The sequence below is a fragment of the Streptomyces sp. NPDC020845 genome (assembly GCF_044334165.1).
In the GTDB taxonomy this organism is placed as follows: domain Bacteria; phylum Actinomycetota; class Actinomycetes; order Streptomycetales; family Streptomycetaceae; genus Streptomyces.
Map to the genome: position 1 here is coordinate 253,079 of NZ_JBIRSJ010000010.1, position 22,479 is coordinate 275,557.

Sequence of the window (22,479 nt, forward strand, 5' to 3'; positions counted from 1 at the left end):
GACGCCGCCCATGTCTCCGCGGCGGAGCTGCGCGTATCGCGTATGCGCCGGAGCTACGCGTATGCGCCGGAGCTACGCGTATGCGCCGGAGCTACGCCGTGAGCTCCTGTTGCAGGGCGTCCCGCAGCCGGGCCGCGCGCTCGGCCACCTCCGCCGGGCCCAGCTCGACCGCGCGGGCACACCAGCGCTGGCCCTCGGACAGGGCGCCACGGCGGGCCGAGAGCAGGGCCAGGCGCAGCGCGGCGCGTCCGTGGCCGGCCTCGGCGGCGCGGGTCCACCACAGGGCGGCCTCCGGCTCGCTGCCCTCGCGGGCGAGCAGCAGACCCAGGTTGAAGGCGCCGTTGCTGCTGCCCGCCTCGGCGGCCTCGCGGTACCAGCGGGCGGCCTCCACCACATCGCCCCGGGCCGCCGCGAGCATGCCCATGCGCACCTGGGCGCGCCGGTGACCCTGGCGGGCGGCGCGCTCGTACCACTCCTCGTACTCGGGCACGGCCGACTCCATCTCGGGACGCTCGGCGCGCCCCAGGGACCCGCGCGGCGCGTCCCCGTCGGCGGACGGCCGGTCCAGCAGCGCGCCCAGCCGGAAGGCGGCCTCCGCGCTGCCGCCCCCGGCGGCGCAGCGCAGATGGCGCTCGGCCTCGCGGCCGTCGCCGTCCCGCAGCAGCGCGATGCCGACCTGGAGCGCGGCGTCGGTGTGCCCGGCGGCGGCGGCCCGCTCGTACCACTGCTGGGCTGCCCGCTCCTCGCCCCGCCCGGCGTGCAGGATGCCCAGGTTGAACGCGGCGTCCACGCTGCCGGCCTCGGCGGCCTTGGAGAACCACGGCTCGGCGCCGGCCGCGTCCCCGCGCTGCAGCAGCATGACGGCCACGGCGTTGGCGGCCTCGCGGTGCCCGGCGTAGGCGGCGCGGCGGTACCACTGCTCGGCCTGCGCGGTGCGACCCTGCTCGGCGCAGAGCAGCCCCAGGTTGTACGCGCCGTTGATGTCCCCGGCGTCGAGGGCGGTGCGGTACCAGCGCTCGGCGGTCTGGGTCTCGCCGCGGTCGGCGTGCAGGGCGCCCAGCGCGTTGGCCGCGTTGCCGTCGCCGTCCTGGGCGGCGCGGTGCCACCAGACGGCGGCGCTGTCGGTATCGCCCGCGTCGCGCAGCAGGAAGCCGAGCGCGCAGGCGGCGCGGGCCTCGCCGTCCTTGGCGGCCGTCAGATACCAGCGGCCGGCCTCTTTGATCTCGCCGCGCTTCTCCAGGAGCGTGCCGAGGTGGAGGGCAGCCCGGCGGTGGCCGCGCGCGGCGGCCTGCCGGTACCACTTCTCGGCCTCCGACTCGGCGCCGGGACCGGCGCGCCCTCTGGCGGCCTCGTCCTCGCGCTTGTCGAGGATGCGGGCGAGCCGGTAGGAGGCCTCGCGGTGGCCGCGCTCGGCGGCGGACCGGAACCAGCGCTCGGCGCCGATGTCGCTGCGGTGCTCGAGCAGGTCGGCGAGGGCGTACGCGCCCAGGGCGTGCCCGGACTCGGCGGACTGGCGCAGCCAGTACTCGGCGGCGGGCTCGTCCCCGCGCTCGCGGTGGTGGCGGCCGAGGGCGTGGGCCGCGGCGGCGGATCCGGCGACGGCGGCGATGCGCCACCAGCCGGCCGCCTCGTCGGCGTAGCCGCGCTGGTACAGGAGGACGCCGAGGTTGTTGGCCGCGGCGCGGTCGCCCGCCGCGGTGGCCGCGCGCAGCTGCGGCTCGGCGCCGTCGACGTCGCCGCGGCGCAGCAGCAGCGAGCCCAGGGCGCTCATCGACGCGATGTCGCCGGACTCGGCGGCCCGGCGGTGCCGGGTCTCCTCCTCGTCCTCGGCACCGTCGTGCTGATGCGCAAAACGCCCTGTCTCCAACAGACTGACCCTGTCCCCCATAAATTCCATCGTGGCATCACCTGCAACCCGGGTACACCTTGGTATACCGCAGCCGGTGAGGTCACTTCAGCGTTTTGTCGACATGCCCACAGAGAGACAACCCAAACGCTTGTATCGCGATTCTTTGAGTGGACATCCCGGTGGACGCACGACGAGGCCCGGATCCTTTCGGATCCGGGCCTCGTCTGTCAGTAGCGGGGACAGGATTTGAACCTGCGACCTCTGGGTTATGAGCCCAGCGAGCTACCGAGCTGCTCCACCCCGCGCCGTTGTGCCTCTACGTTACCACGGCGCGGAGTGGCCACCGCTCGGGTGTTCGCCCGAGCGGTGCCTGGGCTTCCTCAGGTGTCTTCTCTTCTGGCCTTGTCGTCGGCCTTATCGGCGGATTGACTCTGCTTCTGGTCCTGCTGCCCGACGCCCTGGCTCTGGCCCTTCTTCTTGGCGGCCTCCGCCTCGGCCTTGGCGGCCCGGTCCAGCGCGTCCTTCAGGGCCTTCTGGGCCTTGCCGTAGGCCGTCCAGTCCTGCGGGTCCTTCTTGAGCGCGTCCTGGGCGTCCTGATAGGCCTCCGCGGCGTCCTTCAGGGCCTGCGCGACCGTGGCGTCACCTGTCGGTGGCTTGGTCGTGTCGTCACCGCCTCCGCCACCGCCGCCGTTGTCCTGGCCGTCGTCCGTGGAGTCCGATGGTTCGCTCTGGCCGAAGACCACGTCCAGCGCCTTGTTGAGCGAGCTCTCGAGGGCGGTCTTGTTCCCGTAGCTGACCAGCACCTGCCGCAGCAGCGGAAGGTCGGTACCGGCGCCGCGCAGATAGACCGGCTCTACGTACAGCAGGCCGCCCCCGAGTGGGACCGTCAGCAGATTGCCGTACTCGATCTCCGAATCGCCCCCTCTGAGCTTGAGGGTGTTGAGCGTATTGGCGATCTTGTCATCGGAGTTGAAGTTGGCCTGCACCAACTGTGGACCTGGCACACCGGTATCGGATGGCAGCTTCAGGATTCTGATCTTGCCGTAGCTGTCGCTCTCCGAGTCCGCGTCCACCGCCACGAACGCGCCGAGGTTGTCCCGGCCCTTGGGCGTGAGCGTCGTCGTCAGGGAGAAGGTCTGCTTCTTCTGGTCCGGCATCTTCATGCTCAGGTAGTACGGCGGAACCGAGTTGCCCTTGTTGGTCGGGTCGTCCGGCACCTGCCACACCTCACTGCCGCTGTAGAACGTCACCGGGTTGGTGACGTGGTAGCGGGTGAGCAGTTCGCGCTGCACCTTGAACAGGTCCTGCGGATAGCGCAGATGCTCCATCAGGCTGTCGCTGATCGCGCTCTTCGGCTTGACCGTCCCCGGAAACGCCTTCTTCCAGGTCTTCAGCACCGGGTCCTTGGTGTCCCACTCGTACAGCGTGACCTTGCCGTCGTAGGCGTCGACGGTCGCCTTGACCGAGTTCCGGATGTAGTTGACGTTGTTCTGCTGGGCGACGACCGAACGCTCGCCGTCCTGGTCGTTGAGCGAGTCCGCGGTCGTGTCGCCCAATGTCGTACGGGACGCGTACGGATAGCCGTCCGTCGTCGTGTAGGCGTCGACTATCCACTTGATCCGGCCGTCGACCACCGCCGGATAGGCGTCGCCGTCGATGGTCAGCCACGGGGCGACCGCCTCGACGCGCTCCTTGGGCGTGCGGTTGTAGAGGATCCGCGAACCGTCCCCTATGGCCCCGGAGTAGAGGATCTGGGGCTCGCTGAAGGTCAGCGCGTACGCGGCACGGGTGATCGGGTTGGACAGCTTGACGCCGCTGTCGCCCTGGTACCGGTAGGTCTTCTCACCATCGCGGCTGGAGTAGTCCAGCTCCTTCTGCGGACCGCCGACGATCGAGTACTGGGTGGTCTTCTCGCCGTAATAGATCCGCTGCTCGTAATCCGGGAGCTGGCCCCTGGCGGGCAGGTCGTCCTCGATGAAGTCCGGGGCGCCGCGCCGTGTCGTGGACGTCGTGGTGCCCTTGGCCGCGACCGCACCGTACCCATGGGTGTACTTGAAGTGGTCGTTGATCCAGTTGTGCTCGGGGATGCCGTCCGCGTTCAGCTCGCGCAGACCGATGACGGTGTCCTGCTCCTTGCCGTCCGGGGTCTTGTAGCGGTCCACGTCCAAGGTGTGGGGGAAGCTGTAGTAGTCCTTGACCTTCTGAAGCTGCTGGAAGGTCGGGGACACCACATTCGGGTCGAGCAGCCGCAGGCTCGCCGTGTTGTCGGCCTCGGCACGCAGCTGCTTGCGGTCCGCGTCCTTGGACGCCTCGCCCTCGTAGGGCGACACCTCGGATTCGTCGAGGCCGTACGCCTTGCGCGTGGCCTCGATGTTCTTCTCGATGTACGGCGCTTCCTTGGCCTGCTCGTTGGGCTGGACCTGGAACTTCTGCACGATCGCCGGGTAGAGCCCGCCGATCAGGATCGCCGACAGCACCATCAGGCCGAAGCCGATGACCGGCAGCTGCCAGGTGCGCCGCCACAGCGTCGCGAAGAAAAGCACCGCGCAGATCGCCGCGATGCAGAAGAGGATCGTCTTCGCGGGCAAATAGGCGTGGGCGTCCACATAGCGCAGGCCCGTCCAGTTGCTCGTCGCCTTGAAGTCGCTCGACTTCACCGCCAGGCCGTACCGGTCGAGCCAGTACGCCACGGCCTTGAGGGAGACGAAAATGCCCAGCAGCACCGACAGATGGCCGGTGGCCGCGCCCGTCGCGCGCGCGCCCGGGCTGGTGACGCGCAGCCCCCCGTAGAGGTAGTGCACCAGCGCGGCGGCGACCAGCGAGAGCACCGTCGCCGCGAAGCCGAAGCTCAGCAGGAAGCGGTACCAGGGCAGATCGAAGGCGTAGAACGACACGTCCTTGTGGAACTGCGGATCGTACTGGTGGAACGGCACCCCGTTGACCCACAGCAGCCAGGTCCGCCACTGACCGGACGCGGACGCGCCCGCGATCAGCCCGACCAGCACGGTGACCGCCAGCAGCACCCACTTCTTGTAGGGGGCGATACCCATGCGGTAGCGGTCCAGGCTCTGCTGCTCCAGCGACATCGCGCTCAGCGGCGGCCGTAGCCGGTGCGCCAGCCAGATGTTGATCCCGACGGCCAGGGCCATCAGGAAGCCGAAGACGAAGAACAGCCCGATCTTGGTCCACAGGGTGGTGGTGAAGACCGAGGAGTAATGGACCGAGCGATACCAGAGCCAGTCGGTCCAGTACCCCGCGAACATGACGAAGAGCATGGCCAGCACGGCCAGCACACCCAGGGTCATGAGCAGGGTCCGGACTCGCCGGGACGGTCGGCCGACTCTGATCCGCGGCCCTGTCGGGCCTCCGCCGCGGTCCGGCATCTGGAAAGCCAAGGTGCGCACCTCGAAGTTCGCTGTCGACTGAGCGGGTCCGGGCAGTAGGACCCAATGGAGCAACTTACTCAGGCTTTACTCAGTTCCCGTTTCCGGGTCCGATCAGGGCACGATATGACCCATGTCGAACGTTCCCCCCGCCTCCGGGCCGCTGTCCGCCAATCCGCTGACCCGTGCCGTCCTCGAAATCGACGAGTACGCCGCCGGGCTCGGCTGGGACCGCCCGGCCCGCCTCTTCGCCCTCGTCGACACCGCGCGGCTGCGCACCCAGGAGCCGGGCCTCGCCGCCCAGCTCGGGCTCGACGAGGAGGCCGAAAGCGCCCCCACCGCCTCGCTCACCCCCATCGAGCAGGACGAGCTGCCTGCCGACACCCCCCTGGACGAGTTCCTGGCCACCATCGCCTGGCCCGACGCGGTGGCCGGCTGCGCGCTGACCGTCGAGCGGCTCATGCTGCCGCCGTCCGCCGAGGGCTCCATGCCCGAGGGCCTGACCGAGCAGCAGCTGGCGGCATGGGTCTCGAAGCACCCGGAGCGCCAGGAGGTCCGTATGACGGTCGCGGTGCTGCGGGACGGGGGGCGCGAGGCGGCGGTGCGGCTGCGCGAGAAGGACTCGCCCACCGAGGTGCTCACCGGCGCCGGCCTGGTGCCGGGGCTGGCCGAGGCGCTGTCCGCCACCTTCGCCGAGTGATGGCTGTGTTTGCCGGGTGACCGCCGTTTGTCGGGTGACCGCTGGGCCCGCCGGGTGACCTGCGCATCCGGCGGGTGACCGTTGTGGGGGGCGGCCCCCGGCCCGCCTCCGCGGGGTGGCCGGGGCGGGGGCCGCCGCTCAGCTCTTCGTGCGGTTCAGCTCTTCGTGCGGTTCAGCTTTTCGTGCGGTTCAGCTCTTGGTGCGGTTCAGCTCTTGGTGCACTTGGGCAGCGCGGCGCTGTCCCCCTCGCGGATCTGCTTCAGGGCCTTCACCGCGCCCTTGAGGGTGTGCACCTTGACCAGGGTGAGGCCGTCGGGCTTGTCCGACGCGGCCGCCGCGCAGTTCTCCTGGGGCGTGAGGAAGTACTCCGCGCCCGCCTTCCGCGCCCCGATGGTCTTCATCTGGATCCCGCCGATCGGGCCGACGGTGCCCTTGTCGTCGATGGTGCCGGTGCCGGCGATGAACTTCCCGCCGGTCAGATCGCCCGCCGACAGCTTGTCCACGATCCCCAGCGCGAACATCAGCCCGGCGCTCGGCCCGCCCACATCGGCCAGCTTGATGTCGATCTTCAGCGGGAAGGTGTAGTCGACCCCGGCCTGGATGCCGACGATCGCCCGGCCGTCCTCCGCCTTCTCGGTGGTGACGGTGACCGACTTCCGGGCCGTGGCCTCCTGGTTCTTCTTCTCCGCGGCGGCCGCGTCCTTGGCCGGGATGATCGAGAAGGTCACCTTCTCACCGGGCTTGTGCTTCGTGATCAGCTTGGCGACGTCCTCCGGGGCGCGCACCGCCGAGCCGTCCACCTCCTTGATCACATCGCCCGCGTGCAGCCGGCCCTGGGCCGGCTTGTCGCGCTGCACGACGCCCACGATGACGTGGGAGGTGATCCGCTTGCCCAGCTGCCTGAGCGCCGCCACCTTGGCGCTCTCCTGGGACTGGGTGAACTCCTCGGCGTTCTCCTGGTTGACCTCGTCCGGGGTCTTGTCGTCCGGGTAGAGGGTGCTGTGCGGCACCACCACGTCGTCGTGGGCCAGCCAGCCGTAGACGGCCTCGATGAGGTTCATCTTGTACTCGGAGCCGGTGACCCGCACCGTCGTCATGTTCAGGTGCCCGCCGGTGGTCGCACACCCCTTCTGCCCGGAGATCTGCAGCACGCACTCGCCCTCGTGCGAGCCCAGGGTGTTGTACGTCGGGCCCGGCGACATCTCCGCGTACGGCACCGGGAGCAGCGCCCCGGCGCACAGCAGCGCGATCAGCATCAGAAGGGAAGCGAGCATCGTCGCAGTGCGGCGTGGCATGGAACGACAGTACGGGACACGCCCGTAAGTCCACCGCCCGGGCCGTCCGTACGAGCCGACGACCGCTAGGCGGCATCCGAATCGGAATGCGCGCGCTCCATCGCCGCACGGAACCGTGCGTACCCGGCGAGCTCGGCGACATCCCCGGTCTTACGAGTGCGCGAGGCCCATGCTGTATAGAGCACGGCGGCCAACGCGGCGAGAACCGGAATAAGCAACCACAGAAGCACACCCACGGCGGCCTCCCGTCCCCTGACACAACCGCGACTGACAGATGAGCAGATTAATCCTCCGCCAGCTCAACGCTCAGGGCAGGGTACGGGTTACGCAATCGGAGGACACCCGTCCGCATGACATCTCCCCCTCGGCGTGCCTCGCTCACCTTGCGCCAGGCGCGCGAGGTGCTATGCGCCCACCCGACCACCACCCCTCAACGAGGCGCTACGCGCCCACCCGCCCTCCCGTCACCCGACCACCACCCCTCAACGAGGCGCTACGCGCCCACCCATTCCTCGGTACCGTCCGCGAAGGTCTGGTGCTTCCAGATGGGGACCTCGCTCTTGAGGTCGTCGATCAGGCGGCGGCAGGCCGCGAACGCCTCGGCGCGGTGCGGGCAGGCCACGGCCACGACCACGGCCAGGTCCCCGACCGCGAGGTCCCCGACCCGGTGCACCGCGGCGAGCGCCCGCACCGGGAAGTCCGCCGCGACCTTCTCGGCCACCCGGCGCAGCTCCGCCTCGGCGGTGGGGTGGGCCGAATAGCCGAGGGCACCCACGTCGGTGCCTCCGTCGTGGTCGCGCACGGTGCCGACGAACAGCGCGGTGCCCCCCGCGGCGGGGTCGCCGACGGCCCCGAACACCTCGTCGACGGACAGGGGGGTGTCACGGATGGCGAGCAGGCGGATCGGATCGGCGGCCGCCAGCTCACCCGGATGGTCGTATCTACGTCCCATGCGCCCCATCGTGCCCCACGCGCTCACTCCGTGGAATGCCGGATGGCGGAACCCCGTTTCCGCTCAGGCCCTACGGCGCGCCTTACGGGCGCGGCGGACGATCGCCGCGGTGCCCACCAGGGCCACCGTCGCCCCCGCGGCGCCCAGCGTTGTGGCGTCCTTACGGCCGAGCCGCCGCCCCGCGACCGTACGGCGGCCGGAGACCTCCTCCAGCAGCTCGGCAAGGACCTCCTCGTTCGTCCAGCGCGGGCGCCAGCCCGCCTCGTGCAGCCTGCTGCCGCTGACCGCCCAGGGGTGCATGGTGTACGCCAGGTCGCCCGCCGGGGACGGGGTCAGGCCCAGCCGGTGCAGCCGGGAGGCCGCGCCCAGGGCGACCGCCGAGGGCAGTTCCATCCGCCGGATGCCGGACAGCTCCTCGACCTCCTCCTGTTCGAGCCACCCGTCGCAGCCGACCGACAGCTCGCCCTCGACCTTCTCCAGGGCGGCGTACTCCAGCGCGCCGACCAGGTCCTCGATATGACAGAACTGCCAGGTGGGGCGGGAGCCGGCGACCACCAGGAGGCGCGGCGACTCGAAGTAGCGGGTGAGCGCGGTGTCCGTGCCGCCGACCAGGATGGCGGGGCGTACGACGGTGACGTTCAGGCCGGGGTGGGCCCTGGGGGCGCGCTGGGCGAGCCGTTCGATCTCCAGCAGGTCGCCGACGCCGGTGGCCTCCGCCGTGGCGCGCAGCTCCGCGTCCTCGGCGAGCGGCACGTCGTTGTCGGGCAGCGCCCCGTAGACCATCGCGGAGGTGCACAGCACCACGCGGCGCACCCCGGCGGCCGCGGCGGCGGTCAGGACGGTCTGGGTGCCGCGCACGTTGTAGGCCGTACGGGCGGCCGGGTCGGTGCCCAGGTCGAGGTCGACGGCGAGGTGGACGACGACGTCGACACCCCGCAGCTTGTCGGCGATGGCCGGGTCGCGCACGTCCAGGACGTGCCACTGCGCCTCGGTCACATCGCCGCGGCGCTCGTCGATGGCCAGGACGTGCTTGGTCTCGTCGGATTCGGCGAGCCGCTGCGTGAGCAGGGCTCCGGCGCCCGACGCGGCGCCGGTGACCGCGACGACAGGGCGTCGTGCGGTGCGCGGCGGATCGTTTCGCGCTGCGCGAACTTCTCGGTCTGGGGAACTCACCGGGCGTCTCCAGCGGTTGTCTTCAGTACGCAGCGCACTGACGCATACGTACCAGGTGACGTCCATCCTGCCGCAGGCCCGCTATCAGCGAAGCACTGAGCCCGCAAACCGGCGAGGTGTCTAGGCTGGGTGGTGATGCAAGGGCATTCGCCGCCGGCCAGGCCGGCGGCCCTACGAGCCGAGGGAACCCGTGAGTGACACCCCATTCGGATTCGGCCTCCCGCCGGAGGAGCCGGAGGACGGCGACGACGGCAAGCAGAAGGGCGGCCACGGCGGCAGTCAGGGCCCCGCGAATCCGTTCGGGTTCGGCGCGGGCGGTGGCGGCGGGGAGAACCCGTTCGCCGCGATGTTCGGGTCGCTGAACCCGGGCGACCTGGGCGCGGCCTTCCAGCAGCTGGGCCAGATGCTCTCCTATGAGGGCGGCCCGGTGAACTGGGACATGGCCAAGGACATCGCCCGGCAGACGGTGGCGCGCGGCACCGCGGACGGCACCAAGGACGCGAGCGTCGGCCCGGCCGAGCGCGCGGCGGTCCAGGAGGCCCTGCGCCTGGCCGACCTGTGGCTGGACGGCGTCACCTCGCTGCCCTCGGGCTCGGGCTCCGCGGTGGCCTGGAGCCGCGCCGAGTGGGTCGAGGCCACGCTGCCGGTGTGGAAGGACCTGGTGGACCCGGTCGCCGAGCGGGTCGGCGCGGCCATGGGCGATGTGCTCCCCGAGGAGATGCAGGCCATGGCGGGCCCGCTGCTCGGGATGATGCGCTCCATGGGCGGCGCGATGTTCGGCACCCAGATCGGGCAGGCCGTGGGCGTGCTGGCCGGCGAGGTCGTCGGCTCCACGGACATCGGGCTGCCGCTGGGGCCCGTGGGCAAGGCGGCGCTGCTCCCGATCAACATCGCGGCGTTCGGCTCCGGGCTCGGCGTCCCCGAGGACGAGGTCCGGCTGTATCTGGCGCTGCGCGAGGCCGCCCATCAGCGGCTGTTCTCGCATGTGCCGTGGCTGCGCTCGCATCTGTTCGGCGCGGTCGAGGGGTACGCCCGGGGCATCAAGGTCGACACCGCGAAGCTGGAAGACGCGGTCGGCCAGCTCGACCCGACCCACCCCGAGCAGCTGCAGGAGGCCCTGCAGCAGGGCATGTTCCAGCCGGAGGACACCCCGGCCCAGAAGGCCGCGCTGGCCCGTCTGGAGACCGCTCTGGCGCTGGTGGAGGGCTGGGTGGACGCGGTGGTGCACGCCGCCGCTGCCCCCCATCTGCCGTCGGCCGACGCCCTGCGCGAGACGCTGCGGCGGCGCCGGGCGAGCGGCGGCCCCGCCGAGCAGACCTTCGCCACGCTGATCGGCTTGGAGCTGCGGCCGCGTCGGCTGCGCGACGCCTCGCGGCTGTGGGCCTCGCTGACCGACGCCCGCGGCCTGGACGGGCGCGACGGGCTGTGGGCCCACCCCGACATGCTGCCGACGGCCGAGGACCTGGACGACCCGGACGGCTTCGTTCACCGCGAGCAGCTGGACTTCTCCGAGCTGGACAAGATGCTCGGCGAGGCCGCGGGCGGCGAGAAGGACGCCAAGAGCGACCGTAAGGACGACGACGAGGACAGCGACAAGGACAGCAAGGAAGACGGCGGGAAGGGCGAGAGCGGCCGGTGAGCCTGCACGAGGACGCGGCGCGGGTGCTGCGCGAGTGGTCCGCGCCGGACGACGGGCAGGAGCGGCTGCGGCTGGCATACGGCGACCATCTGGCCGCGTATCCGGACGGGATGTGGAAGGCGTGCCAGGACGGGCACATCACCGCCAGTGCGCTGGTGATCGACCCGTCCAAGGGGCGCGTTCTGCTGACGCTCCACCGCAAGCTGAAGATGTGGCTCCAGATGGGCGGCCACTGCGAGCCCGGGGACGCCACCTTGGCGGACGCGGCACTGCGCGAGGCCACCGAGGAATCGGGCATCGAGGGGCTGACGCTGCTGCCGGCCGGTCCGGTGAACCTCGACCGCCATCTGACGCCGTGCGCCTGGCACCTCGATGTGCAGTACGCGGCGCTGGCCCCGCGGGACGCGGTGGCGGCGATCAGCGAGGAGTCGCTGGACCTGCGCTGGTTCGGCTATGACGAGGTGGCGGGCGTGGCCGACGAGTCGGTGCGCCGCCTGGTGACTCGTACCCGCGCGCTGGTGTGAGGGAGGCGCGCGGGTACGGTACGCCCGGGACCGCCCCGGGCCGTCGTGCCCGGGGCGCCGGCTGCCGCCGTCAGTTGCTGAAGATGTTGCCCTGGTTCTGCCCGCGGGCGCCGTTCTGGCCCATGCCGAACTGAGCGGCCGCCCCGCCGCCGATCACCGCGTTCTGCGGCGGCAGCAGCTCGCTGGGCTGCACCAGCGCATAGCCCTGGCCGAGGAAGCTGAGCTCCCAGCCCTCGCCCGTGTTGCCGCGGCGCCGCCACACCCCGCTGGAGTGCGTCTGCGCCTGCATCTGAACCCGCAGCGAGGTGGACCAGGCGACGATGGCGTCCGCGTCCACGTTGACGTACTTGTCGGGGGTGACCTGCATCATCAGCGGCTGACCCGAGGTCATCAGGGCCACCTTGCCCCGGCCGGAGATGTTGAGGTTGTACTTCCCCGAGCCGGAGATGCCGTACTGGCTGTCCACCGCGATCGACTCCCAGTGCAGGGTGGAGTCGAGCGCGAGCACATAGGAGCTGTCGACGGTCAGCCCCTCGTGGTCCACATCCACGACATGGACGTGCTGGGCCAGGTTGGCCAGGTAGACCGTGCCCTGCCCGGAGCAGCGCATCAGGTCCAGCGCCTCCCCGGTGCGGGCCCGGGCGCGCTGCTGCCCCTGCGTCTGGTATTCGCCGTCGAACTCGATCAGCCCTTGGTAGGCGACCATGGTGCCCTTGCGGGCCAGTACGTCCTCGTGGCCGCTGAGGGCGACCCGCAGCAGCTGCGGGTTCTGCAGCGCGTAGCGGTCCTGGGTCTGGGCCTCGGTGAGGCCGAAAAGCGGGCTCTGCATGATGTCTTCGCTCCCCCTCAGCCCCGCGCCCGGAGCCGGTCAGTGCTGTCCTCGCTGGGCTGGACGACGACGAAGCCCTGCCCGGAGAAGCCGAGCTGATAGGCCTCGCCGCTGCCACGGCCGATCAGGGACGACGCCTTGAAGCTGCGCTTCCCCTTCACCTTGAGGTTGGTGGACCAGGCCACGAGCGCGTCCGGGTCCACGTACGTCTCGTCCTCGCCGCGGCCGCAGTCGACGACGATGGGGGTGCCCCGGGAGGTCAGGGCGACCCAGCCGGTGCCGGAGACGCCCACGTTGAACAGGCCCTGCCCGGCGAACTTGGCGATGCCCTTGACCCGCTCGACGCCCCACTGGAGGTGGGCGTCGAAGGCGAGCAGATTGGTCCCGTTGACCGACAGCGAGTCGCCGTTGAGGTTGACGCAGACGACGTCCGCGCCGTAGTCGGCGAGGTAGAGCAGGCCGTCGCCGCTGCACTTCATGAGCGGGGCGCCCTCCCCGGTGAGCCACTGGGAGGCCATCTGGCGCACCGCGGGCGGGTTGGGCTCGTACTGGACGAAGCCCTCGTAGGCGACCATCGAGCCGGTGCGGGCGAAGAGGTCCTGGCCGCTCTGCATGGCGACCTTGAGCATGCTGCTGCCGTGGTTCTCCATCCGGGCGGAGACCGGGGCCGGCGCGTAACCGGTGATCAGTTGCTGGTCCATGGCGGTCCCTTTAGACCTCGTAGGGCTGGACGACGATGAAGTTGCCGGGCGCACCGCGGAACTGGAGGTTCACGGTCTCGCCGCTGTGGCCGGGGTAGGCGTTGCGGCGCAGCCGCACCTGGCTGGAGATGATCACCTGCGAGGCGGCGGACCAGGCGACGATGGCATTGGCGTCGGCGAAGGTCGTGGGGGTGACCGGCAGTACGACGGGCGTGCCCAGGGTCTTCACGATGACGGTCCCGGTGCCCTGGAACTGCATGGTGAACAGCGCGCCGCCGGGGATTCCGTGGCCCTCGATCCGGCGCACCTCGTGGTGCAGCCCCTCGTCGAAGGCGAGCACGCTCTCGGCGGACACACAGATGGCGTCGCCCTGGAGCTCGATCGGGTGAAGTTCGGCGGCGTTCTCCGCGAGGAAGACCTGGCCCTGGCCGGAGCAGCGCATCAGCTGCATCTCCTGGCCGGTCGCGTTGCCGACGATCCGGCCGCGGAAACCGGCGCCCTTGTAGCTGAAGTCGACCTTGCCCTGGTAGAGCACCATCGTGCCCTGGCGGGCCAGGATCGGCTGACCGCCGACGCCGAGGTCGGCCCGGATGAGCCGCGGGTTCTGCGGCGTCCAGCGCTGGCCGGTGGGCGCCTCGCGGTACTTGGCGAGCGCGGCCTGGACACCGGGGGCGGCGGCGCCTTGCGGCTGGCCGTACGGACCGGGCTGGCCCGGCTGACCGGGCTGGGCGCCGGGGTACGGGGCGGGCTGGCCCGGCTGGCCGTACGGGCTCACCGGCGGCTGGCCCGGCTGGCCGCCGGGATACGGGGCGGGCTGGCCCGGCTGGCCGTACGGGGCCGGGGCGGGAGGCGCCTGGCCCGGGGTCTGGCCGAACTGCGGCTGCTGGCCGGGGAACTGGGCGGGCTGGCCCGGAGGCGGCACCTGTCCGGGCGGCGGCGCCTGGCCTGGGGGCGGCACCTGTCCGGGGGGCATGATCGGCGCGGCGATGGTCGGCGCCGCGTGCACCTGGGGCGCGGTGGGGGCCGACGGAGGGGGCGTACTGCCGGGCGGCGGCGCGAAGCCCTGCGCGGGCGCGGGCTGCGGGGCCTGCGGTGCGGGCTGCGGCGGGCCGAAGTCCGGGGCGGGCTGCGGCGCGGCGGGGGCAGCGCCCGCCGGGGGCGCGAAGCCCGGGGCGGGGGCCCCCTGGCTGGGCGGCGCGAAGCCGGGGGCCGCGCCCTGGGCCGGGGCGGGGGCGGGCTCCTCCTCCGCGACCTCACCGCCGAAGTTCTTCAGCAGCGCGTCAAGGCCGCCGTCGAAGCCCTGGCCGACCGCGGCGAACCGCCATACGTCCTTGAGGTAGAAGTCGCCCAGCATCACGGCGCGCTCGGTGCTGAACTCCGCCCCGGTGAAGGAGTACCGGACCACCTCCTCGCCGCCCGCGACGACCCGGATGTAGCCGGGGCCGACCTGGGACATCTGGCCCGCGCCGTCGATGGTGGCGGTGAAGGCGAGCTTGTGGATATGCGACGGGATGCTGTCGAGGGTGACGCGGAACGACTCGGCGTCCCCGGCCTGCGGCCCGAGCTGCTGAATCGCTTCCTCGGGGGACTTGGGCTGGTTGAAGAAGATGAAGTAGCGGTCGTCCGAGAGCCGCTCGTCCGCGTCGAGGCCGAAGCAGCTGATGTCGAAGGTCAGACCGGGCCCGGCGATCTGCACGCCGACGTACAGGTCCCTCCCCGCTGTCAGATCACTGAGCTTGGCCTTGTGGCCGCGTTGGAATTCCCTGGCCATACGTAACGACCGTCCCCCATCCCGATAGCGGAGATTGCATTGCGCGCCAGGCTAACCGCTGCCGCTGAGAAGGAGCGACGCCGGGGAGCGAGGTGTGGTTCCAGTGACTACTCCGGCGGGGCCGAGGGGAGGTGCGGCAGCCTTCCCGCGGCCACCACGCCCTCCAGGTACCCGCGCGCCCGCTCGGTCCGCGGATACGACTCCAACAGCCGCCAGAAGCGCTCGCCATGGCCGGGCACCAGCAGATGGGCGAGTTCGTGGACGAGGACATAGTCCACTACGTACTCCGGCATGCCCTGGAGGCGGTGCGAGAGGCGGATGCTGCCCTCGGACGGGGTGCACGACCCCCAGCGGGTGTTCTGGTTGGTGACCCAGCGGACGCTGGCGGGGCGCGCCCGCCCGCCCAGATACTGCTCGGACAGCCACTCGGCGCGATCCGCGAGCTCCGCGTCGCCGAGCATCCGCTTGCTCTCCTGCGCGGCGAGCTTGTCGAGCATGACCCCCACCCAGCGCCGCTCCTCCGCCTCGGACATACGGGCGGGGATCAGGACGACGGTGCGGTCCCCCTCGCGGTAGGCCGAGACCGTTCTGCGCCGCCGTGTGCTCCGGCGGACCTCGACATCGGCCGCGCCCGGGCCCCGGCTCTGTGGGCCCTGGGCGCCGCGTGAGGTTCTGGCGGCGCTGTGCGATGGGGTCTCCCCGGCGAAGCGGGGGGAACGGTCGGCGGACACCCCTTGACGTTACCCGCTGGCAGCCGGGGAAGTCCCGCCGCGCACCGGGTTGCGGGGCGAACCACTCCACGGTGTTCACCGCTTGTACGACTATCGCCCGGGGCTGTGGATAACTTTCGGCGGCGGTGTGACGGGGCCGCGCATGCTGGGGGCAGTTCGGCGACGACGAGGGGGATCCGATGACGGGGGCGGAGATGACGAGGACGGGGACGACGAGGACGGGGACGACGAGGACGGGGACGGAGACGACGGGGGCGGAGACGACTGGGGCGGAGACGACGAGGACGGGGACGGCCAGGGCGGGGACGGCCAGGGCAGGGGCGACGGGGGCGGCGGCGAGCACGGCGCATCCGATGCTCAAGCCCGCGCTGCGGCGCGGCTGGCGGAGCCGGGACACCGTGCAGTTCGGGGTGGCCCGGGCCCATGCGGTGGTGCTGGGGCCGGTGGACACGGCGACGGGCAGCTTTCTGGAGCTGCTGGACGGGACGCGCGGGCTGCCGCTGCTCCGGCAGGAGGCCAGGGCCTTGGGGCTGCCGGAGGGGCGGGCCGACGCGCTGGTGGAGCGGCTGACGGCGGCCGGTCTGCTGGACGATCCGGTGGAGGGCGGCGAGTGGGCGGCCACGGCTTGGCGCCGCGGCGCCGCGCTCGACCGGCTGCGGCCCGATCTGGCGGCGCTGTCGGTGCTGTGTCCCGCGCCTGGGGCCGCGGCGCGGCTGTTGGCGGCGCGGGGCGCGATGCGGGTGCAGGTGAGGGGTGCGGGCCGGGTCGGGGCGGCCGTGGCGGCGCTGTTGTCGGCCTCAGGGGTCGGGCAGGTCGATGTGGTGGACGGCGGCTGTGTCGAGCCATGGGATGTGACGCCCGGTGGGCTGCCGGCCGAGCGGATCGGGGAGCGGCGGGACGCGGCCGCACGGGGCCTGGTGCGGCAGGCGGCGCCGGGTCCGCGACCGCGCCGGTCGGCGGCGGGGGCGGCCTCCGGTGAGCCAGGGCTGACCCTTGTGGTGATCGCCCCGCGCGACGGGCTCGCGGCATACGCACCGGATCCGGCGGAGGCCGAGCCGCTGTTGGCGTCAGGGACGCCTCATCTGTATGCGGGAGTCCTGGAGGCGACGGGGGTGGTGGGGCCACTCGTATTGCCGGGGATCACACCGTGCGCCGGGTGTGCCGCCATGAGGCGCACCGAGCGGGAGCCGGTCTGGCCGAGGATGCTCGCGCAGTGGCGGTCCGGCCGCCGCCGGCCCACCTGGGCCTGCGACACCGCGTTGGCCACAGTGGTCGCGGGGGTCACTGCCGTGCATGCGCTGGGGTTTCTGGACGGGCGGCTGCCGGCCAGTGCCGGAGCCCGACTGGAGGCGGCACTGCCGACTCTCACCTGGGACACCCGGCGGATCGAGCCGCATGCGGAGTGCGGCTGTGGTGCGGCCGGACGGACTGATGCGGTATATGCCTCGGTTGTCGAACCGCCGCACGCGACAATGTCCGGGTGACCGACGTCCGCCAAGTGGGCGACGGGGGTCCGGGGGGCCACCCCCGGGAATGGCTCAGCTGTAGTTGGAGGGGCGCATGTCAGATCTGCCGCGCAAGGCGATCACCCGTACCGCCAAACTGGCGGCGCTGCCCTTGGGATTCGCCGGGCGCGCCACGTGGGGGCTCGGAAAGCGGATAGGGGGACGACCGGCGGAGATCGTCGCGCGCGAGGTGCAGCAGCGCACGGCCGAGCAGATGTTCAAGGTGCTCGGGGAGCTCAAGGGCGGGGCGATGAAGCTCGGCCAGGCGATGTCGGTCTTCGAGTCGGCGCTGCCGGAGGAGATCGCCCGGCCTTACCGGGCGGCGCTGACCAAGCTCCAGGAGGCGGCGCCGCCCATGCCGACCCGCACGGTCCACACGGCGCTGGAGCAGCGGCTGGGGCCTGAGTGGCGCGAGCTGTTCGCCGAGTTCGACGACAAGCCCGCGGCAGCGGCCTCGATCGGGCAGGTGCACCGGGCGGTGTGGCACGACGGGCGCGCGGTCGCGGTCAAGGTGCAGTATCCCGGGGCAGGCGAGGCACTGCTCTCCGATCTGAACCAATTGAGCCGATTTGCCCGAGTATTGGGGCCACTGGTGCCGGGCCTGGACATCAAGCCGCTCATCGCCGAGCTGCGCGACCGGGTGTCGGAGGAGCTGGACTACGAACTGGAGGCCGAGGCCCAGCGCATCCATGCGGAGGAGTACGCCGACGATCCGGATGTGCTGGTCCCGCAGGTGGTGCACCACGGCGATCAGGTGCTGATCACGGAGTGGATGGAGGGAATACCACTCTCCGAGGTGATAGCGGACGGCACCCCCGAGCAGCGGGACCGGGCCGGACAGCTGCTCGCGCGCTTCCTGTTCTCGGGCGCCTTCCGCACCGGGCTGCTCCACGCCGACCCGCACCCGGGCAACTTCCGGCTGCTGACCGGTGACGCCCCGGAGGGACCGGCGGAGAAGTGGAAGCTGGGGGTCTTGGACTTCGGTTCGATGGACCGGCTCCCGGAGGGGCTTCCCGAGCCGATCGGCATCGCGCTGCGGATGGCGCTGGAAGGCGACGCCCAGGGGGTATATGAGCTGTTGCGAGGCGAGGGGTTCGTCAAGCCGACCATCGAGCTCGACCCGGACGCGCTGCTGGACTTCCTGCTGCCGATGCTGGAGCCGGCCCAGGTGGACGAGTTCACCTTCGACCGGCAGTGGCTGCGCCGCCAGGCGGCGCGGGTGGCGGATCGCCGCTCGCCGGTCTACGAGCTGGGCAACCAGCTCAATCTGCCGCCCTCCTATCTGCTGATACACCGGGTCTGCCTGAGCACGATAGGGGTGCTGTGCCAGCTGGGCGCGGAGGTGCGGCTGCGCAATGAGCTCGAGGACTGGGTGCCCGGCTTCGCCGAGCGATACGAGGACGAAGCAGAAGAAGCAGACGAAGCAGAAGAAGCGCCGGAAGCAGAAACCGAAGCCGATGCCGAAGGGACCGAAGAGGCGGACGGGGCGGACGGGGCGGCAGCGGAGGTCGTGGAAGGCGTGGAAGGCGTGGAAGCCGTCAAAAAGGCGCCCGAGAAGACGGCCGAGGCTTCTGCCTGACGCGCTCGCCCGCTTCGGCGGGGCCCTGCCCCTTTCAAGGGTGGGCCGGATTCAAGCGTGAGCGGGCAGCCGAAGGGGCCGGTCCGATCGGACCGGCCCCTGGCGTCCCCCCTGTTATTGCGGCATCTCCCCGCTATTGCGGCTGTCCCCCTGCAGCCGCTTGCTGTTGCCGCTTACTGCATGACCGCCATGGCCAGAGCGCGGCGGGCGCGGAGCGAGGCGCGCTCCGCACGGCGCTGCATCCGCCGGGCGGCGGCCAGCCTGACGGCGCTGCGTTGAGACTCGGCCTCGTGCAGTCGTTCACGCATATGCGCACGGGCCAGGGCTTCTGGGATGAGTTGCATTTCACGGGTCCTGTTCTGGCGCGACTCGGTCGCACCCGGGGTGTTACGGGCTGGGGTGTCGGAGACGGACGGGGTCATCGTCGGGACCTGTTTCATCGGGTCGTGCGTCGCGGGGCGATCGATCGTTCCGGTGGTGTTCATGCCATGACCGGGTTCTTGCGCGGGCGACCACGCGGCCGCTTCCGGGCGACGACGACCCCCTGGACGAAGAGCTCGCCACCCCACACGCCCCAGGGCTCACGGCGGTCCTTGGCCCCGGCGAGGCAGGCCTCCCGCAGCGGACAGGTCTGGCAGAGCGACTTGGCGTACTCGACGTCGGCCGGCGACTCGGCGAAGAAGACCTCCGGGTCGTAGGAGCGGCACGGAACGGCGACACCGAGGTTCTCGATGGCCTCATCCAACTCGGTGAGGGCGGTGAGCGGCGTCAAGGAGTCCTCCGAAGGGTCAGGCGGGGGGATCAGGTCGGTAGCTACGGACGGCGTGTGTGCCTTGAGTTGCACGGTCGTCAGTTCCTCGTCTTTTCGGTCCGGCTGGTGGCCGGACGCTGGCAAATCAAAAGGGCCGCGGATCCCGGTGTGGGTTCCGCGGCCCTGGAAGGTGCCGACCTGATCGTGGATCAGGCTGGATAACTCCAGGGTCCAAGCCCGCGGAGGGCCCACTTCTGGTGGTGCTGCTGCGTCTTCCGGGATCCGGCACCATTGGCCGCAAAGGCATAGGCAATTGCCCGTGCCGTTGCTGCTACCGCAGGTGCCTGGATCGGTCGCTCGCTGAGACGTGCTTCACTGGCGCCGGCGGACACACCGGTGCCAGGCAGCTCGAAGCCGAGCAGGCAGGTGGCGACGACCGAACGATCGGTCATTTTGATGGTGTTCATGAAGCTGATCATTGGGCTCGCCTCCTCTCGGCGTCTCAGGGACCGACTCGAAACCGGTCCGGCTTGTTCAGTACAACACGGATTCCTCGGATCCCGGAAGGGCCCTTGTCTCCGTGCTCGGAAGGCTATGGGTATGCGCTCCGCGCGCGCAAACTATTTTTCCGTCGAGTTTCGCGCGGGTTCTTCGGAACCGTTTCCACTGATCCCGTCGACCCCCTCCGCCCGGGCGAGTTCCCGCCCGGAGCAGAGCGCGAGGACGTCGGCGCCGAACTTGTCGAGCTTCCGCCTCCCCACTCCAGGGATGCCCGACAGCTCCCCTTCGGTTCCCGGTACGGCCTCGGCAATCGCCAGCAGGGTCTTGTCGGTGAAGACGCAGTAGGCGGGCTGGCCCAGCTGCCCGGCCTGCTCGGCCCGCCAGTCCCGCAGCCGCTCGTACAGCGCCTCGTCCAGCTCCGAGGGGCAGTCCTCACAGCGCCTCAGCTTCATCTCGCCCGCGTCCGTCAGCGTCCTGCCGCACACCCGGCAGTGCACCGGGCCGCGCCGCTTACGGACCGGGGCGATCGCTCCGCCGCTGCCGCGCTCGATACCGCCGGCCCCGCCCGGCGTGCGGGGGGCGGGGGCCGCGGAGCCGGGACGCAGCCCGTTGAGAAAACGGCTGGGGCGGCGGTTCGCACGGCCTCCGGGAGAGCGCGAGAGGGCCCAGGAGAGGGCCAGATGGCGGCGGGCACGGGTGACCCCCACATAGAGCAGCCGACGCTCCTCCTCCACCTGCGGATCGGTCTTGGCATAGGTGATGGGCACCATGCCTTCGGTGAGCCCGACCAGAAAGACCGCGTCCCACTCCAGGCCCTTGGCGGCGTGCAGTGAGGCAAGCGTCACACCCTCGACGGTCGGGGCGTGCTGGGCCGCCGCCCGCTCGTCGAGCTCCGCCACCAGATCGGCCAGCGTGACCTGCCGGCCCGCCGCCAACTGGCTCGCGCAGAACTGCTCGGCGAGCCGCACCAGCGCCGCCAGGGACTCCCAGCGGTCACGGACCGCGCCCGACCCGGCCGGGGGCTCCGGCGTCCAGCCGCGGGTGCCCAGCACGGCCCGCACCTGGGAGGGGATATCCGCGTCCGTCAGCGCGGGGTCGGCGCTTCCCGCGCGGGCCGCGCCGCGCAGCAGCAGCCCGGCCTCGCGCACCTCGGGGCGCTCGAAGAACCGCTCGGCGCCGCGCAGCTGGTAGGGCACCTGGGCGTCGGCCAGCGCCTGCTCATAGACCTCCGACTGCGCGTTGACCCGGTAGAGGATCGCGACCTCGCTCGCCGGGACCCCACCGCCGCCCTGCTCCACGGGGGTGATCAGCTCACGGATCCGGCGGGCCACCCCCTCGGCCTCGGCCGGCTCGTCCGCGTAGGCCGTATAGACCGGGTCGGGCCCCGGCTCGCGCTGTGAGACCAGCTCCAGGCGGTGATCGGCCGCCCGGCCCCGGGCCTGGGCCAGCACCCCGTTGGCCAAGTGGACGACCTGGGGGGTCGAGCGGTAGTCGCGAACCAGCTTGACGACCGTCGCACCCGGGTGCCGGGTGCGGAAGTTCAACAGATGGTCGGGGGTGGCGCCGGTGAAGGAGTAAATGGTCTGGCTGGCGTCGCCGACCACGCACAGGCTCTCCCGGTCGCCGAGCCACAGCTCGAGCAGCCGCTGCTGCAGCGGGCTGACGTCCTGGTATTCGTCGACCACGAAGTGCTGGTACTGGCGGCGCACCTGGTCGGCGATGTCATGCCGCTCCTGGAGCACCCCGACCGTCAGCAGCAGCACATCCTCGAAGTCGATCACCCCGCGCTCGCGCTTGAGCTGCTCGTACATGGCGTAGATCCGGGCGATTTCGGCGGCGTCACGCGGGGCCTCCCGACCGGACTTGGCGGCCGTGGCCGGATAGTCCTCGGGCACGGTCTGGGTGACCTTCGACCACTCGATCTCCCCCGTCACATCCCGCAGCTCATTGCGGTCCAGCCGGACCCGGCAGCGCGCCGCGGCCTCCGCGACCAGCTGCACCTTGCGCTCGAGCAGACGCGGCACCTCGCCGCCCACCGCCTTGGGCCAGAAATACTGCAGCTGGCGCAGCGCGGCCGAGTGGAAGGTGCGCGCCTGCACCCCGCCCGCGCCCAGCTGTCGCAGCCGCCCGCGCATCTCCCCCGCCGCGCGGTTGGTGAAGGTGACGGCGAGCACACTCGCGGGCTGGAAGACGCCCGCCCGCACCCCATAGGCGATCCGGTGGGTGATGGCACGGGTCTTGCCCGTCCCGGCCCCGGCCAGCACACACACCGGGCCGTGCAGGGCTGTGGCCACCTCGCGCTGCTCCGGGTCGAGCCCTTCGAGCACCGCGTCGGCGTCGCGCGGAACCGCCGCGTACTCGGCCGGCGTGGAGACCCGCGGGAAGAGAGGGGAGGGCGTTGCTGCTGTCACCCCGCCATGCTGCCAGGTCCGCTGAGACCGCCGGGACGGTTGTCCACAGCCGTGCCCTTTTGGTCATCTCATCCGCTTGTCGGATCAATGGGGTCGCGGGAGTGCCGGTCGCGGGAATGCGCGCCGCGGGAATGCGGCAAGGACCCCGGACGTTCCCACTGCCAACACGCCGAGCCTCACGGAGA

At 71.4% G+C, this 22,479-nt stretch carries 19 protein-coding genes and 1 tRNA gene; 5 read left to right on the forward strand and 15 right to left on the reverse strand.

Going from position 1 to position 22,479, the window contains the following annotated elements; translation table 11 throughout:
* Positions 1-91: 91 nt before the first annotated feature.
* The 3 genes from ACH4U7_RS27220 to ACH4U7_RS27230 form a co-directional block, all read right to left on the reverse strand.
* Positions 92-1,897, reverse strand: coding sequence for a tetratricopeptide repeat protein (locus ACH4U7_RS27220; RefSeq protein ID WP_398530451.1), 1,806 nt, complete (start codon positions 1,895-1,897; stop codon positions 92-94).
* Between the two features lie 183 nt (positions 1,898-2,080).
* A tRNA-Met gene (locus ACH4U7_RS27225) sits at positions 2,081-2,154 on the reverse strand.
* A 75-nt stretch (positions 2,155-2,229) separates the two neighbouring features.
* Positions 2,230-5,232: a UPF0182 family protein gene (locus tag ACH4U7_RS27230; protein WP_398530665.1), complete on the reverse strand. Its 3,003-nt coding sequence runs from the start codon at positions 5,230-5,232 to the stop codon at positions 2,230-2,232.
* 133 nt (positions 5,233-5,365) lie between these two features.
* On the opposite strand from ACH4U7_RS27230, the gene ACH4U7_RS27235 reads away from it, so the two are divergent.
* The gene (locus ACH4U7_RS27235; protein WP_398530452.1) at positions 5,366-5,932 is read left to right on the forward strand and encodes a PPA1309 family protein; all 567 of its coding nucleotides are present in this window, start codon (positions 5,366-5,368) and stop codon (positions 5,930-5,932) included.
* A 206-nt stretch (positions 5,933-6,138) separates the two neighbouring features.
* Here ACH4U7_RS27235 and ACH4U7_RS27240 read toward each other — a convergent pair whose 3' ends face one another.
* The 4 genes from ACH4U7_RS27240 to ACH4U7_RS27255 all read right to left on the reverse strand — a co-directional run bounded on the left by ACH4U7_RS27240 (position 6,139) and on the right by ACH4U7_RS27255 (position 9,352).
* Positions 6,139-7,227 carry a PDZ domain-containing protein gene (locus ACH4U7_RS27240; protein ID WP_398530453.1) on the reverse strand — a complete coding sequence of 363 codons (1,089 nt, stop codon included), beginning with the start codon at positions 7,225-7,227 and terminating at the stop codon, positions 6,139-6,141.
* Between the two features lie 65 nt (positions 7,228-7,292).
* A complete protein-coding gene (locus tag ACH4U7_RS27245; RefSeq protein WP_014176619.1) occupies positions 7,293-7,463 on the reverse strand; it encodes a hypothetical protein in 171 nt (56 codons plus the stop codon).
* 257 nt (positions 7,464-7,720) lie between these two features.
* A complete protein-coding gene (locus ACH4U7_RS27250; protein ID WP_385624695.1) occupies positions 7,721-8,179 on the reverse strand; it encodes a molybdenum cofactor biosynthesis protein MoaE in 459 nt (152 codons plus the stop codon).
* A 63-nt stretch (positions 8,180-8,242) separates the two neighbouring features.
* Positions 8,243-9,352, reverse strand: a complete 1,110-nt coding sequence (locus tag ACH4U7_RS27255; RefSeq protein WP_398530454.1) for an SDR family oxidoreductase — start codon at positions 9,350-9,352, stop codon at positions 8,243-8,245.
* A gap of 190 nt (positions 9,353-9,542) precedes the next feature.
* Here ACH4U7_RS27255 and ACH4U7_RS27260 point away from each other — a divergent pair, with 190 nt between their 5' ends.
* Both ACH4U7_RS27260 and ACH4U7_RS27265 read left to right on the forward strand, forming a co-directional pair.
* Positions 9,543-10,991, forward strand: coding sequence for a zinc-dependent metalloprotease (locus ACH4U7_RS27260; RefSeq protein WP_398530455.1), 1,449 nt, complete (start codon positions 9,543-9,545; stop codon positions 10,989-10,991).
* Positions 10,988-11,515: an NUDIX hydrolase gene (locus tag ACH4U7_RS27265; RefSeq protein ID WP_398530456.1), complete on the forward strand. Its 528-nt coding sequence runs from the start codon at positions 10,988-10,990 to the stop codon at positions 11,513-11,515. The genes ACH4U7_RS27260 and ACH4U7_RS27265 overlap by 4 nt, the downstream gene beginning before the upstream one ends.
* 70 nt (positions 11,516-11,585) lie before the next feature.
* Here the strand turns inward: ACH4U7_RS27265 and ACH4U7_RS27270 are convergent, their stop codons facing one another.
* The 4 genes from ACH4U7_RS27270 to ACH4U7_RS27285 all read right to left on the reverse strand — a co-directional run bounded on the left by ACH4U7_RS27270 (position 11,586) and on the right by ACH4U7_RS27285 (position 15,547).
* Positions 11,586-12,344 (reverse strand): AIM24 family protein, encoded by a 759-nt coding sequence (locus tag ACH4U7_RS27270; protein ID WP_398530457.1) that lies wholly within the window; start codon positions 12,342-12,344, stop codon positions 11,586-11,588.
* Between the two features lie 17 nt (positions 12,345-12,361).
* Positions 12,362-13,045, reverse strand: a complete 684-nt coding sequence (locus ACH4U7_RS27275; protein ID WP_089504942.1) for an AIM24 family protein — start codon at positions 13,043-13,045, stop codon at positions 12,362-12,364.
* Between the two features lie 10 nt (positions 13,046-13,055).
* Positions 13,056-14,816: a TerD family protein gene (locus tag ACH4U7_RS27280; protein WP_398530458.1), complete on the reverse strand. Its 1,761-nt coding sequence runs from the start codon at positions 14,814-14,816 to the stop codon at positions 13,056-13,058.
* A 107-nt stretch (positions 14,817-14,923) separates the two neighbouring features.
* A complete protein-coding gene (locus ACH4U7_RS27285; protein ID WP_398530459.1) occupies positions 14,924-15,547 on the reverse strand; it encodes a M48 family metallopeptidase in 624 nt (207 codons plus the stop codon).
* Between the two features lie 353 nt (positions 15,548-15,900).
* Between ACH4U7_RS27285 and ACH4U7_RS27290 the strand changes: the two genes are divergently transcribed.
* Both ACH4U7_RS27290 and ACH4U7_RS27295 read left to right on the forward strand, forming a co-directional pair.
* Positions 15,901-17,031 (forward strand): TOMM precursor leader peptide-binding protein, encoded by a 1,131-nt coding sequence (locus ACH4U7_RS27290; protein ID WP_398530460.1) that lies wholly within the window; start codon positions 15,901-15,903, stop codon positions 17,029-17,031.
* 76 nt (positions 17,032-17,107) lie between these two features.
* Entirely contained in the window at positions 17,108-18,631 is a 1,524-nt protein-coding gene (locus ACH4U7_RS27295) for an ABC1 kinase family protein (protein WP_398530461.1), read from the forward strand.
* Positions 18,632-18,804: 173 nt separating this feature from the next.
* Here the strand turns inward: ACH4U7_RS27295 and ACH4U7_RS27300 are convergent, their stop codons facing one another.
* The 4 genes from ACH4U7_RS27300 to ACH4U7_RS27315 form a co-directional block, all read right to left on the reverse strand.
* Positions 18,805-19,116, reverse strand: a complete 312-nt coding sequence (locus ACH4U7_RS27300; RefSeq protein ID WP_398530462.1) for a hypothetical protein — start codon at positions 19,114-19,116, stop codon at positions 18,805-18,807.
* Positions 19,113-19,475: a WhiB family transcriptional regulator gene (locus tag ACH4U7_RS27305; protein ID WP_043486847.1), complete on the reverse strand. Its 363-nt coding sequence runs from the start codon at positions 19,473-19,475 to the stop codon at positions 19,113-19,115. The genes ACH4U7_RS27300 and ACH4U7_RS27305 overlap by 4 nt, the downstream gene beginning before the upstream one ends.
* A 116-nt stretch (positions 19,476-19,591) precedes the next feature.
* The gene (locus ACH4U7_RS27310) at positions 19,592-19,861 is read right to left on the reverse strand and encodes a hypothetical protein (RefSeq protein ID WP_385620625.1); all 270 of its coding nucleotides are present in this window, start codon (positions 19,859-19,861) and stop codon (positions 19,592-19,594) included.
* 141 nt (positions 19,862-20,002) lie between these two features.
* The gene (locus tag ACH4U7_RS27315) at positions 20,003-22,294 is read right to left on the reverse strand and encodes an ATP-dependent DNA helicase UvrD2 (RefSeq protein ID WP_398530463.1); all 2,292 of its coding nucleotides are present in this window, start codon (positions 22,292-22,294) and stop codon (positions 20,003-20,005) included.
* Positions 22,295-22,479 lie beyond the last annotated feature (185 nt).